Genomic DNA, 13,347 nt, shown 5'->3' with positions numbered 1-13,347 from the left:
GATACCCATGAATCCGAACGACAGCACGCTACGGGACGCACTGGACGCAGACGTCTGGGAGACGGTCGAACGCCGCCTCCTGACGAAGATGCTCGAAGAGTTCGCCTACGAGGAGATAATCGAGCCGCGGAAAGCCGACGCCGGCGACGACCGCCACGGCTACCGGTTCGACCTCGGCGAGGTGAGCTACCGGTTCGAGGCCGCCGACCGGCTGATGGACAGCCTCCACGTCTACGGCGACACGGTCGAGCGGCGGGCCGACGGGACGTGGGAGTCGCTCCGTGACCCCCTTCGACTGCTTCGCGACCTCGGAGAGACGACCGACCTCGACGGCCTGACCGAGGGGAACCTCGTCCGCGAGTACAAGCGGACGCTGCTCGCGGACGCCCACATCGAGTCGCGAAAGCGGGACCGGGGGGGCTTCGACCCGACGGACCTCGACTACGCCCGTCTCGAAGGCGAGATGGAGGGCCACCCGTGGATTACGTACAACAAGGGGCGACTCGGCTGGGGCTACGACGACTACAAGCGGTACGCGCCCGAGCGCAAAGCGCCGGTGACGCTCTCGTGGGCGGCGGTCCGCAAGGAGCACGCGACGTTCGTCGGAGCCGAAGGGGTCGACCACGACTCGCTCGTCAGCGGCGAACTCGGTGATCACTACGAGCGCTTCCGAAGCCGCCTCGACGCGAAGGGGTACGACCCGGACGCCTACTTCTTCATGCCGGTGCACGACTGGCAGTGGGAACACACCGTCGTCCCGCTGTTTCCCGACCACATCGCGGCCGGCGATATCGTCCCGCTCGGTGACGGGCCGGACGAGTACCTCCCGCAACAGTCGGTCCGGACCTTCGTCAACGTCGACGACGCCGAGAAACACCACGTGAAAGTTCCGATGCGGATTCTCAACACGCTCGTCTGGCGGGGGCTTCCCGGCGAGCGGACCGAACTCGCGCCGACGGTCACGGAGTACATCAAAGGCATCTACGAGCGAGACGACTTCCTCCAAGAACAGGGGTTGATTCTCCCCGGCGAGATTGCCGGGCTCAACTACGACCACGCGGACTTCACCGACATCGACGGGTCGCCGTACCAGTACCACGAACTGCTGGGCGCGGTCTGGCGGGAGTCCATCTACACGTTCCTCGAAGACGACGAACGGGCGATGACGCTCTCGTCGCTGATGCACGTCGACGGTGCGGGCGAACCCTTCGTCTCGCGGCTGGTCGAACAGTCGGGGCTCAGCCTCGACGAGTGGCTGGGCGAGTTCTTCGACACCGTCTTGCCGCCGCTCCTGCACTTCCTCTATCGCTACGGAACGGTGTTCTCCCCGCACGGCCAAAACACCATCCTCGTCGTCGAAGACGGCGTCCCCACGCGACTCGCGGTCAAGGACTTCGCGGACGACGTGAACGTGAGCGACCAGTCGCTCCCGGAGTTGGAATCGCTCCCCGACGACGTGCACGACGTGCTTCGGAAAGAGCCGCCCGAAGGGCTCTGTCAGTTTATCTTCTCCGGGCTGTTCGTCTGCGTCCTCCGGTACGTCGCCGACGTGCTCGAAGAACACGAGTCGTACCCCGAACGGGAGTTCTGGACGCACGCGCGACGCGCGGTTCTCGACTATCAAGCGCAGTTCCCCGAACTCCAATCGCGGTTCGACCTGTTCGACCTGCTCCGACCGGAGTTCACGAAGCTCAGTCTCAACCGGAACCGCATCTTCGACTACGGCTACGACGACTCCCCCGGTCGTCCGCACGCTTCCGAACACGGAACGGTGACGAACGCGCTCTACGAAGTCGCGGACGAGCGACCGGACGGCGCGAGTCAGACGGGCACGGCGGACGACTGACCCGCTGAGCGGGCCTCGAAACGTCGGCTCCGCCGACGGCGCTCCCCGATGCCGAGTCACCACCGTGGAGCCAACCGTTCGTCCTCGACTACGAGTCACGACGAGCGAGGGCCGGGAACTGAACGATGGGTCAAAGACACCAACATGGTAGTGCGCATTAATTGCACGACAACAGCAGGAGGAAGCGTCTACACTTGCCAGTCGCTGCCAACGCTACGAGACGAAACCAGCAGTCACAGACACGACAGGGAAGACATCGATCAGGACTCAAAGGGCGTTAATCCGGATTTTCAAGAATATTCGAACAACACTGGATGTTGTTTCGACGGAGAGGTGGAAGAAAAGTAAAGGCGAGAGACGAGCGGTGATGAGATGGGAACGGAAGTTCACCGCCCCCAATATTGTGGTTCAAAAGAAAAACCGCTGAGGAAAGAGAGATAGTCGAGGGACGGACAGTGGCGGTCGTGATGAAACCCCTGTTCGAGAGACTGCCGACAACGGGAGGCGGCCGGCCAGTCCACCGAGACGAAGGGGTCGGTGGCGAAACAGGTGTCTGCTGCGAGAGCATCCGCGGTCCCGCCTCAACGACAGTCCGCGTTCACAGCGCCTCGTTCTCCCGACCAGAACACTTATTCAGATACTTGATAACGAATAATCATGGACGCCAAACATCCGGTACGAACCACGGAAAAGACGCTGGCGCTCGTCGAGGAGTTGATGCAGAAAGGACCCTGCGGGGTCACGGAACTGGCCGGCGACCTCGACATGGGAAAGAGCGCGGTCCACAACCACCTGACGACGCTCCAGAAACACGGGTACGTCCTCAAGGACGGCGACGACTACCGCGTCGGGTTGAAGTTTCTCGAAGTCGGCGGCCACAGTCGGAAGTCGATGGAAGTGTATCAGGTTGCCGAGCCAGAGGTCAAATCGCTCGCCGCCGACACGGGCGAACTCGCCAACCTCCTCGTCGAAGAACAGGGGATGGGCGTCTACCTGATGCGAGCGAAAGGCGACGACGCCGTGGACCTCGACACCTACGCGGGCCTTCGGACGAACCTACACACGACGGCGCTCGGGAAGGCGATTCTCGCGAACCTCCCGGAGTCGCGGGTGGACGAGATAATCGAGCGTCACGGACTCGAACAGAAGACGCCGAAGAGCATCGGCACGCGGCAAGAGCTGTTTCAGGTGCTCGAAGGAGTTCGCGAGCGAGGCTACGCCATCGACGACGGCGAGCGTCTCGAAGGGCTGCGCTGTCTCGCCGCACCCATCAAATCCTCGTCCGGCGAGGTGCTCGGGGCCATCAGCGTCTCCGCTCCGGCTAGCCGCGTCAGCGACGAAGACCTCCACGGGGCGCTTCCCGAACGCGTCCTGAGCGCGGCGAACGTCGTCGAACTCAACATCAACTACTGACGCCCCTCGTTCGCTATCTCGGAACAGTAGCAGCTCCGCACGAATCATCGACGCAGGACCGTATTGACGTAGTTCCCGACGGACGACGACGATAGACAATTACACGAGTACGCTTGTAATTTTCACGACAATAGTTCCGTCCACTCTATTCTGATATAGAGAATAGAAAGGTGTCGAGCCGGAACAACAGCATCGGCGGGGGTGGGACACGAAAGAGGAGAGGAGAGGAGAAGAGAGGAGAGGAGAGGAGAGGAGAAGAGAAGAGGGAGCAAAATAACGAGGTGATGGCAGACGGTCGCCGTCGGCGACCGGGCGGGACGCTCAGTAGCTGTCGTAGACGGTCTTTTCGATGGTGTAGAAGTCGAGACCGGCGTCGCCCTGCTCGCGCCACGTCTCGGACGAGGAGCGCTTGAACCCGCCGAAGGGGACGTGGAGTTCGAGGCCGGTCGTCTTGTCGTTGACCTTCACCACGCCGGCTTCGACCTCGTCGACGAAGCGGTTCGCCTCGGTGTGGTCGTCGGTGACGATACTGGCCGACAGGCCGTAGTCGACGTCGTTCGCGACCGCCAGCCCCTCGTCGAAGTCACTCACTTCGATGACGGCGACGACCGGGCCGAAGACCTCCTCCTGTGCGATGCGCATGTCGGGGTCCACGTCGGTGAACACCGTCGGCTCGACGAAATGACCCGTCTCGACTGCCTCGCCCTCGGGGACGCCGCCGCCGGCGACGAGCGTCGCGCCCTCGGCCTCGGCGATGTCGATGTATTCGAGCGTCGAGGAGAGTTCGGACTCGCTGACCTGCGGGCCCATCTCGTGGTCGGTACCGGGGCCGACGTCGAGGGACTCCGCGCGGTCGACGAGCTCGGCGACGAAGTCGTCGTACACGTCCTCGTGGACGATGGCGCGGGAACAGGCCGTACACGACTGGCCGGTGGTTCCGAACCCGCCGTTGGCGACGATGTCGGCGGCTTCGGCGGGGTCCGCGGAGTCCGCGACGAGCGTCGGGTTCTTCCCGCCGAGTTCGGTCTGGACGCGCTTGCCGGCGTCTGTGGCCTGCTCGTACACCATCTCACCGACTTGACTGCTGCCGGTGAAGGAGACGAGGTCCGTGCCCTCGTTGCCGATGAACTCGCTGCCGACCGAGCTACCGGGTCCGGTGACGACGTTGAGGACGCCGTCCGGGAGGCCGGCCTCGTCGAGCGCGCGGGCGATTTCGATGACGACGCCGGGCGCGATGGAGGCGGGTTTGAGGACGACGGTGTTGCCGGCGGCGAGCGCCGGGGCGAGCTTCCACGCCGGAATCGCAATCGGGTAGTTCCACGGCGTGATGAGCGCCGCGACACCCACCGGCTCCTGTCGCGTGTAGAGGTTCGTGTTCGGCCCGCTCGCACCCTTCTTCGTGCCGCCGAGGTCGGCGGCCTTCGACGAGAAGTAGTGGAAGATGTCGATGGCGCGCTGTACCTCGCCCGCCGCTTCGGGCCGCGCCTTCCCCTCCTCGGCGATGAGAATCTCCGTCAGTTCGTCCTTCCGCTGGGCGAGGAGCGTCCCCGCCTCGCGGAGGATGCGCCCGCGCTCGGGGCCGGGCGTGTTTCGCCACTCGTCTTCCGCCGCGACGGCGGCGTCGACGGCCGCCGCGGCGTCGTTCTCGTTCGAGTGCTGATACGCCGCGACCACTTCGCTCGGGTTCGCGGGGTTCGTCACCTCGGTCGTCTCTCCGGTCTCCGAGGTCACCCACTCACCGTTGACGTAGTTTTTACTAGGGTCCGTCATCGGGTACACGTTCTGTCTTCCGACATACAACTCTTGCGAAGCTGTCACTATTTGTTGGCTGTCGACGACGGGGCGAGTTCGGGAGCGCGCGTCGGGGTGAGCGACGGACTACCGACCCACACACTTTTGTAGTGGCTTTCGAGATATACGTGCGCAATGGTTGAGCAAGCGAAGCTTAGCGACCCGAACGCGGAGTACACGATGCGCGACCTGTCCGCGGAGACGATGGACATCACGAATCCGCGAGGTGGCGTCCGCGACGCCGAAATCACGGACGTACAGACGACGATGGTCGACGGGAACTACCCGTGGATTCTCGTCCGCGTCTACACCGACGCGGGCGTCGTCGGTACCGGCGAGGCCTACTGGGGCGGCGGCGACACCGCCATCATCGAGCGGATGAAGCCGTTCCTCGTCGGCGAGAACCCCCTCGACATCGACCGCCTGTACGAGCATCTCGTCCAGAAGATGTCCGGCGAGGGCTCCGTCTCGGGCAAGGTCATCTCCGCCATCTCGGGCATCGAAATCGCGCTCCACGACGTCGCCGGAAAGCTCCTCGACGTGCCCGCCTACCAGCTCGTCGGCGGGAAGTACCGCGACGAGGTGCGCGTCTACTGCGACCTCCACACCGAAGACGAGGCCAACCCGCAGGCCTGCGCCGAGGAGGGCGTCCGCGTGGTCGAGGAGCTCGGCTACGACGCCATCAAGTTCGACCTCGACGTGCCCTCGGGCCACGAGAAGGACCGCGCGAACCGCCACCTCCGAAACCCCGAAATCGACCACAAGGTCGAAATCGTCGAGGCCGTCACCGAGGCCGTCGGCGACCGCGCGGACGTGGCGTTCGACTGCCACTGGTCCTTTACCGGCGGGAGCGCCAAGCGCCTCGCGTCCGAGCTGGAAGACTACGACGTGTGGTGGCTCGAAGACCCCGTGCCGCCGGAGAACCACGACGTGCAGAAGCTCGTGACGCAGTCCACGACGACGCCCATCGCGGTCGGTGAGAACGTCTACCGGAAGTTCGGCCAGCGGACGCTGCTCGAACCGCAGGCGGTGGATATCATCGCGCCCGACCTGCCTCGCGTCGGCGGCATGCGCGAGACGCGGAAGATTGCCGACCTCGCGGACATGTACTACATCCCCGTGGCGATGCACAACGTCTCGTCGCCCATCGGGACGATGGCCTCCGCGCAGGTCGCCGCGGCCATCCCGAACTCGCTGGCCCTCGAATACCACTCCTACCAGCTCGGCTGGTGGGAGGACCTCGTCGAGGAGGACGACCTGATTCAGGAGGGTCGCATGGAGATTCCCGAAAAGCCCGGCCTCGGGCTGACGCTCGACCTCGACGCCGTCGAAGCACACATGGTCGAAGGGGAGACGCTCTTCGACGAGGAGTAACCCGACGCCGAGAGCGAGACTGTCCCACAGCGGCCGCGACAGCCTGACATACCACACCCATAACCCGGACGCACCACCGCGGGCGAGAACCGTGAGCATCTCTCGCCCCGCGGCGCGTCCGCCGCGGCCGCGTTTTCACTCGCTTGAGTTCGAGACCGGAGCGACGCGACTCGCGGTTGCAGTCGCGACGCTGACGGCAGATAACCTGACGGCTGACAGCGGCGCGCGAACCGCGGACGAAAAGGAAACCGCGGTGACCGGTCAGTTCGAGACGAACGCGTCGATGGCGCGGTTCGACGGGAGCTCTCGGTTCTTCAGCGCGTCGCCGGTCTCCCCGTCGAACAGGTGAATCGCGTCTTCGGGGAACGAGACGGTCGTGCAGTCGCCCGCTTCGACTCTCGACTGTCCGGTGGTGGTCGCGGTGAACTGGGTCCCCTCGTCCCCGTCGACGAATCGCAGGTGGACGGCGTTCTCGTTCCCCTGCGGCTCGACGACGACGACTTCGGCGTCGAAGGTGCGCTGGCCGGAGCGCCGCTCGCCAACGGTAACGTCCTCGGGTCGGATGCCGAGCGTGAGGCCGCTCGCGCCGCCGAGTTGGTCTCTGGTCGCCCCCGAAAGCGGGTAGTCGAAGCCGTCGCCGCGGAAGGTGTCGCCCGAAAGCGACCCGTCGAAGAGATTCATCGACGGCTCGCCGATGAAGCCCGCGACGAACAGGTTGTTCGGCCGGTGATAACAGTCCAGCGGCGTGCCGACCTGCTGGAGTTCGCCGTCGTCGAGGACGGCGACGCGGTCGCCCATCGTCATCGCCTCGGTCTGGTCGTGGGTGACGTAGACGGTCGTCACGCCGAGTTCGCCTTGCAGGCGCTGGAGTTCGGTCCGCATCTCCGCCCGCAGTTTGGCGTCCAGATTGGACAACGGCTCGTCCATCAGGAACACTTCGGGGTCGCGCACGATTGCGCGTCCGAGGGCGACCCGTTGTTGCTGGCCGCCCGAAAGCTGTCCGGGCTTGCGGTCGAGCAGGTCGCTGATGCCGAGCATGTCGGTCGTCTCCTCGACCCGCTGGCGTATCTCGTCGTCCGGCAGGTCGGTCGACTCTTCGAGGCCGAACGACATGTTCCCGCGGACGCTCTTGTGCGGGTACAGCGCGTACGACTGGAACACCATCGCGATGTCCCGGTCCTGCGCGGACACGCCGTTGAGGACGCGGTCTTCGAGTCTGAGTTCGCCCTCGGTGACGGTTTCGAGCCCCGCCATCATCCGGAGCGTCGTGGATTTGCCGCAGCCCGAGGGGCCGACGAGCACGAGGAACTCCCCGTCGTCGATATCGAGCGATATCTCTTCGACGGCGACGATATCGCCGCCGCCCTCGTCGGTGTACACCTTCGTTACGTCGTCGAGTGTCAATCGTGCCATGGCTACTGTTCGAGTTGTGTGAAGTCGGCTTCCTGGTCGTGACGTCGGTTGTGCACCGCGGTTCCGGTCTCCGCGTCGAACAGGTGAATCTTGTCCGGCGGAATCGTCACCGTGACGCGGTCGCCCCGCGTGACGAGATGCATCCCCTCCGTGACCGCTTGCAGGGCGTCGTCGGCGGAGGGCTGGTCCGGGTGCGAGAGGTGGAGGACGTTCTGGTCGCCGTGGGGCTCCACGACGGTCACGTCCATCCGGAGTTCGTGGTCGCCGAGCGCGGCGTCGTCGGCGGTGTCGTCGGTGGTCGCGTCAACGACCTCGATGTCTTCCGGGCGAATCCCCAAGACGAGGTCCTCGCGGTCGCCGACGGACTCCAGCACGTCCGCGTCGAGCGGGTACGAGAAATGCTCGCCGACGAACGTCGACTCCGAGCGCGTCCCGCGGACGAGGTTTATCATCGGCTCGCCGATGAACTCCGCGACGAACAGATTGTTCGGCTCGTGGTAGCACTCGAAGGGCGAGGCCACCTGCTGGAGTTCGCCGTCGTCCATGACGGCAATACGGTCGGCCATCGTCATCGCCTCCGTCTGGTTGTGGGTGACGTAGACGGTCGTGACCGCGAGTTGGTCTTGCAGGTTCTGGAGTTCGGTCCGCATCTCCGCCCGCAGTTTGGCGTCCAGATTGGACAGCGGTTCGTCCATCAGGAACACCTCGGGGTCGCGCACGATAGCACGTCCGAGGGCGACCCGCTGTTGCTGGCCGCCCGAGAGTTCGTCGGGTTTTCGGTCGAGCAGGTCGGCGATGCCGAGCGTCTCCGCGACCTCGACGACGCGCTCGTCGCGTTCTTCAGACGTGTATCCCTCCTCTTCTTCCAGTCCGAACCGGATGTTCTGCCGGACGGTCATGTGGGGGTACAGCGCGTAGTCCTGAAACACCATCGCGATGTCGCGGTTCTGCGGGACGCGGTAGTTCATGTGGTCCCCGCCGATGTAGATGTCCCCGCTGGTCGGGGTCTCCAAGCCGGCGAGCATCCGGAGCGTCGTCGATTTGCCGCACCCCGAGGGACCGACGAGCACGAGGAACTCCTCGTCGTCGATGTCGAGCGAGAGGTCGTCGACGGCGACCGTGTCGCCGAAGCGCTTCGTCAGGTCGGTGAGTTGAATCTGTCCCATGGGTCAGGCCTCCGTGCGAAGTCCCTTCGCGAACTGTTCGGCGAACGCGACGTACAGGATGAGCGTCGGAACCGCCGCGAGGAACGCCGCGGACATCCTGATACCGAAGTCGATGCCGGAGGTCGACGCCCCGATTGCGGGCAGCACCAGCGTGACCGGTGCCGCGGGCGCGTCGGACCCGGTGACGAGCGTGAACGCGAAGAGGAACTCGTTGTAAATCTGCGTGAACTGGTAGATGAACACGACGCCGAACATCGGCTTCGAGATGGGCAGGATGACGCGCCGGTAGATCTTCGTGATGCTCGCGCCGTCGATTTTCCCGGCCTCAACGAGCGAGTTCGGGAGGCTCTGGTAGTACGACCGGAACAGTATCGTACAGATGGGAATCCCGTAGGCGATGTGGGTGATGACGAGCGGCACGAGTTCGGCGTGGTACCCCTGGAAGAAGGGTATCGACGCCACCATCGGTTCTAGCATCCGCGCGAGCGGGAAAATGTTGTTCCAGAAGCGCGCGAGCGGGACCAACACGGCCTGATAGGGGACGAAGACGCCGACGACGAACAGCATCAGCATACCCATCTGCGCCCGCCAGTTGACCATCGTGAGGCCGTAGGCTGCCATGCTCCCGAACAGGACGCTCCCGATGGTCGCCGGAATCGACATGATGAGCGAGTTGAAGAACGACCCCGAGAGCTGTTCGAGAGCGAACTGGATGTTCCCGAGGGTGAAACCCTCACCGACCGGCGGCGCGAAGGGAAGCGAGCGAGCGACCGACTCGTTCGTCTTGATGGCGGTCATGATTCCCGTCTCCAGCGGGACGAGGAAGAACCCGAGGAAGAACACGACGAGCGCGTACTGGGCGACGCGCCGGAGGTTCACGTCCTCGACGAGCGATGCGACGTCGAAGCTGCCTGTGGATGACGACTGTGACATGGTCAGAGACTCCCCTGTTTGTACTGGTAGTAGAGGTACGGTCCGATGACGCCGAGCGCCATGATGAGAAGCATGGTCGCGATGGCGGCCGAGTAGGCCCACTCACCGAACTTGAACGCGCGGCGAACCATGAGCGTCGCCAGGATGTCCGTCCCGTTCGGCGGGCGGTAGCGACCGACGAGGGCGTACAGGAAGGTGAAGGCCTTCAGCGCGAACACCATCAGCACGACGGCCGCGCTGACGGACGCCTCCTTCAGTTGCGGGACGATGATGCGGAGGTAGGTCCGAGTGATGCTCGCGCCGTCGACGCGGGCCGCCTCGAACTGGTCGTCGGGAATCGACTGGAGCCCCGCGAGGTAGACGACCATCGTGTACCCGCTGAACTGCCAGATGAGGGCGAATATCACCGCGCCGAGCGCGATTGATGGATTCCCCAACCAGTCCACCGGATTGAACCCGAGTGTCGTCACCACGAGGTTGAGGATGCCGCTTTCGACGTTGAACATCCAGAGCCACAGTTGCGCGGTGACGACGAACGAGAGGCTCATCGGGAGGAGATAGACCGTCTGGAACTTCTCGGAAAACCGGATGCCGTGGTCCAACAGGATTGCGAGGAACAGACCGAGCACCAGACAGATAGTCGTAAAGCCTACGAGGAGGACCAGATTGTTCTGCGCGGCGGCGGTGAACGCGTCGCTCGACAGCGCCTGTGCGTACATCTCCAAGTCGAGCGTGGAGTAATCGGGAGTCCCGAGGCCCTCGTAGTCCGTAAACGAGATGGCGAAGTTGTAGCCGATACCACCGTAGACGGCGATGCTCATGAGGACGAACGGGATTCCCCAGTACGGCGCGGAGCGGACGAAGTCGCTGTTGAGGAAATACCGGAGCTTCGACTCCCACCCGACCGCCTCGTCGGTCGCGTCAGAAACGTGCTCCGTGTTATCGTGTGTAGCCATGGATATACCTATATTTTATTTGTGTATAATGAGGGTGAAGTTTCAGCCGAGGTCTCACTCCGAGACCGCTGCGACGAGCGCGTCGGCGGTGGCTTCGACGTTGAACGGCCCCATGAAGTTGTCGCCGAAGGCGGTCTTACACGCGCCCATCGTCTTGGGCGTGACGGCGAGTCCGTGGGCGATAGTCGGCGGGTACGCCTCCGAGTCGGTGAGGTCCTCGTAGGTCATCGCGAGGAAGTCGGTCAGTTCGCTCGGGTCGATGTCGGTGCGGAGCGGAACCGACCCCTTGGGGTTGTTGAAGGCGATTTGCGCCTCCTTCGTGCCGACGAACTTCTGCCACGCGATGGTCTCCTCGCGGCTCGGGTTGTTGCTCGGTGCGACGATTGAGTCGACGTGGTAGAAGTAGATACTTTCCGTTCCCGGGAACGGTATCCAGTCCCACTGCTCTTTGTAGTTGAAGCTATCGTCGGCGCGGAACATCCCGTACACCCAGTTGCCCTGATGGATGGTTGCCGCGTTCCCCGAGATGACCTTCTGGCCCGCCGTCGTGAAGCTGATGGACGAGGCGTCGGCGGTGATGTAGTTCTCGTTGATGGTCTTCAGCGCTTCGAGCGCCTCGACGACGGCCGCCCTGTCGGGGTTGCCTTCGATGAAGTTCGTGTACGCGTCGACGCCGCTCTGGCTCGTCAGAATCTGCGCCCAGAGTTGGAGATTCGTCCACGGCGCGACCATCGCCTGCGCCATCGGCGTCACGTCCGTGTTCTGGTCGATAGCTTCGAGCGCGTCGAGGAGCGCGTCGACGCTGTCGAGGCTCGACGCGTCGATGCCGGCCTCCTCGAACACGGCGGTGTTGTAAAACAGGTTGTTCATCCGGTGGGAGCCGATTGGGACCGCCGGCATCTGGTCGTTGAACTTACACAGTTCGACCGCGCGGGCCTGCATGGTGTCTTTGAACCCTTCGGCGTCCCACACGTCGGCTTCGAGGTCCATGAGCGCGCCCGAGTACCGTTCGAGGTTCTTGCCCGGCCAGTTGGCGAACGAACTCATCGGGTTGTTGTTCGCGAGTCGCCGGAGAATCGTCGCGTTGAGGTTCACGTTCGCGCTCGCGCCGACCGCCTGGAAGTTCGTATCCATCTCGGGATGCTCCTCCTCGAAGGCCTCGATGAGCGCGGTGACCGCCGCCTCGCCGTCGCCGCCGGCCCACCCGTGGAGCACTTCGAGCTGCGAGTCCCACGACCCACCGGAACTGCTCCCGCTCGTCTCGGTGTCGTCGGTGGAACCGCCGGAACCGTTCCCGTTTCCGCTCTCGGTGCTCTCCGTCTCGGTTCCGCCACCGCCGGTACACCCCGCGATACCAGCGGCCGCACCCACGGTCAGGGCCTTCAAATATTTTCGACGGTTTACACTTTCATCGCTACTGTCATGCTCGACCATGTAGTACCCATGTTATCTACCCACACATATAAGTTGTGGATAGCAGATGATGATATAAAAACGGTGGGTCCCAGCAACGCGCTTCGCGATGGATTCGCCCCGAAAACTACCGCGCGAGAACCTGAACGCTCCTTCGAGAGGCGAACGAGACGCCGTTCGGGGTCGTGCGTCGTCGCCCGCGACACCGACTCGCAGTAGCGGTGCGTCGGCATCGACGAACGTCACTCCACGGTCGCTCAGCCACCGCCCCGCTCGCTCACTCCACGACGGTCGCCGAGTTGTCTCGCGGGCGGTAGCCGATGGCGCGCATCGTCTCCGTGAGCGAGAGATATCGGTCGTCGTTCGCCGAGATGAGGTTGACCGCGAGCGGCGAATCGGGAAGCGACGCCTCGACGGCCCGGCGCATCCCCTGTTCGCAGTCGCCGGGGCTGAGCCACATCGCGCGGACGTAGCGCGCGACCGACTCCTCTTCGTCCATCTTCTCGCGGACCTCGTCGGCCGTCAGGAGCCATCCGATGCGGAGATTGAGCACTTCCAGTCCGTGTCGGTCCGCGTAGTAGTTGCCAAGCGCCTCACCGAACACCTTGCTCACGCCGTAGTACGAGTCGGGGCGCGGCGGGTCCGACACGCCGACCGCCTCGGCGTCGGCCGCCAGCGTCTCCGGTCGGGTCGCGTCCGCGATGTTGTACATCTGGTGGACGTGGTTCGTGCTGGCGAAGACGAGTCGGTCGATATCGGCCGCCAGCGCCGCCTCGTAGACGTTGTACGTGCCGCCGATGTTGACCTCGTAGACGCTGTCCCACGCCGCGTCGGGGTTCGGGTTGGCCGCGAGGTGGACGACGATGTCGTGGCCCTCGAACGCCTCGGTCAGCGCGTCTTCGTCGCGCACGTCGAGGATGACGCTGTCGAGTCCCTCGCGCTCGCGATGCGTGATGGGCGTCACGTCGTGGTCCGACGCCAGCGCTTCGACCGTGACTCTCCCGACGTTACCAGCCGCTCCGGTGACCGCAATACGTGCCAT

Annotated in this window: 10 protein-coding genes; 3 read left to right on the top strand and 7 right to left on the bottom strand. The window is 64.2% G+C overall.

From position 1 onward, the window contains the following. The first annotated feature begins 7 nt into the window (after positions 1 to 7). Both DEQ67_RS18905 and xacR read left to right on the top strand, forming a co-directional pair. On the top strand, positions 8 to 1,846 hold the full coding sequence (locus tag DEQ67_RS18905; RefSeq protein WP_115861465.1) for an IucA/IucC family protein: 1,839 nt from the start codon (positions 8 to 10) through the stop codon (positions 1,844 to 1,846). Between the two features lie 657 nt (positions 1,847 to 2,503). Continuing rightward, positions 2,504 to 3,259: an HTH-type transcriptional regulator XacR gene (gene xacR / locus DEQ67_RS18900; RefSeq protein WP_004041114.1), complete on the top strand. Its 756-nt coding sequence runs from the start codon at positions 2,504 to 2,506 to the stop codon at positions 3,257 to 3,259. 321 nt (positions 3,260 to 3,580) lie between these two features. Here xacR and DEQ67_RS18895 read toward each other — a convergent pair whose 3' ends face one another. Further along, complete coding sequence (locus DEQ67_RS18895; protein ID WP_115861463.1) at positions 3,581 to 5,029, bottom strand: 2,5-dioxovalerate dehydrogenase; 1,449 nt, start codon at positions 5,027 to 5,029, stop codon at positions 3,581 to 3,583. Between the two features lie 156 nt (positions 5,030 to 5,185). Between DEQ67_RS18895 and DEQ67_RS18890 the strand changes: the two genes are divergently transcribed. Further along, entirely contained in the window at positions 5,186 to 6,424 is a 1,239-nt protein-coding gene (locus tag DEQ67_RS18890) for a xylonate dehydratase (RefSeq protein ID WP_115891573.1), read from the top strand. A 261-nt stretch (positions 6,425 to 6,685) separates the two neighbouring features. Here DEQ67_RS18890 and xacK read toward each other — a convergent pair whose 3' ends face one another. The 6 genes from xacK to DEQ67_RS18860 form a co-directional block, all read right to left on the bottom strand. Continuing rightward, positions 6,686 to 7,837: a xylose/arabinose ABC transporter ATP-binding protein XacK gene (xacK, locus tag DEQ67_RS18885; protein WP_049896013.1), complete on the bottom strand. Its 1,152-nt coding sequence runs from the start codon at positions 7,835 to 7,837 to the stop codon at positions 6,686 to 6,688. Between the two features lie 2 nt (positions 7,838 to 7,839). Beyond that, the gene (xacJ, locus tag DEQ67_RS18880; RefSeq protein WP_115891574.1) at positions 7,840 to 9,003 is read right to left on the bottom strand and encodes a xylose/arabinose ABC transporter ATP-binding protein XacJ; all 1,164 of its coding nucleotides are present in this window, start codon (positions 9,001 to 9,003) and stop codon (positions 7,840 to 7,842) included. Positions 9,004 to 9,006: 3 nt separating this feature from the next. Then, positions 9,007 to 9,936 carry a xylose/arabinose ABC transporter permease XacI gene (xacI, locus tag DEQ67_RS18875; protein ID WP_004061770.1) on the bottom strand — a complete coding sequence of 310 codons (930 nt, stop codon included), beginning with the start codon at positions 9,934 to 9,936 and terminating at the stop codon, positions 9,007 to 9,009. Between the two features lie 2 nt (positions 9,937 to 9,938). Further along, positions 9,939 to 10,892 (bottom strand): xylose/arabinose ABC transporter permease XacH, encoded by a 954-nt coding sequence (gene xacH, locus DEQ67_RS18870; protein ID WP_115891575.1) that lies wholly within the window; start codon positions 10,890 to 10,892, stop codon positions 9,939 to 9,941. Positions 10,893 to 10,946: 54 nt separating this feature from the next. Then, positions 10,947 to 12,263 (bottom strand): ABC transporter substrate-binding protein, encoded by a 1,317-nt coding sequence (locus DEQ67_RS18865; RefSeq protein ID WP_115891576.1) that lies wholly within the window; start codon positions 12,261 to 12,263, stop codon positions 10,947 to 10,949. A 319-nt stretch (positions 12,264 to 12,582) separates the two neighbouring features. Next, a complete protein-coding gene (locus tag DEQ67_RS18860) occupies positions 12,583 to 13,347 on the bottom strand; it encodes an L-arabinose 1-dehydrogenase (protein ID WP_004041122.1) in 765 nt (254 codons plus the stop codon).

Origin of the sequence: Haloferax sp. Atlit-48N (assembly GCF_003383015.2) — an archaeon.
Classification (GTDB): Archaea; Halobacteriota; Halobacteria; order Halobacteriales; family Haloferacaceae; genus Haloferax; species Haloferax volcanii.
This window is presented reverse-complemented; position numbering and strand designations above follow the sequence as displayed.

Excerpts from the sequence above, each read along its gene's own strand:
- DEQ67_RS18905 (WP_115861465.1), top strand. The coding sequence starts at position 8 with ATGAATCCGAACGACAGCACGCTACGGGACGCACTGGACGCAGACGTC.
- xacR (WP_004041114.1), top strand. The coding sequence starts at position 2,504 with ATGGACGCCAAACATCCGGTACGAACCACGGAAAAGACGCTGGCGCTC.
- DEQ67_RS18895 (WP_115861463.1), bottom strand. The coding sequence starts at position 5,029 with ATGACGGACCCTAGTAAAAACTACGTCAACGGTGAGTGGGTGACCTCG.
- DEQ67_RS18890 (WP_115891573.1), top strand. The coding sequence starts at position 5,186 with ATGGTTGAGCAAGCGAAGCTTAGCGACCCGAACGCGGAGTACACGATG.
- xacK (WP_049896013.1), bottom strand. The coding sequence starts at position 7,837 with ATGGCACGATTGACACTCGACGACGTAACGAAGGTGTACACCGACGAG.
- xacJ (WP_115891574.1), bottom strand. The coding sequence starts at position 9,003 with ATGGGACAGATTCAACTCACCGACCTGACGAAGCGCTTCGGCGACACG.
- xacI (WP_004061770.1), bottom strand. The coding sequence starts at position 9,936 with ATGTCACAGTCGTCATCCACAGGCAGCTTCGACGTCGCATCGCTCGTC.
- xacH (WP_115891575.1), bottom strand. The coding sequence starts at position 10,892 with ATGGCTACACACGATAACACGGAGCACGTTTCTGACGCGACCGACGAG.
- DEQ67_RS18860 (WP_004041122.1), bottom strand. The coding sequence starts at position 13,347 with ATGGCACGTATTGCGGTCACCGGAGCGGCTGGTAACGTCGGGAGAGTC.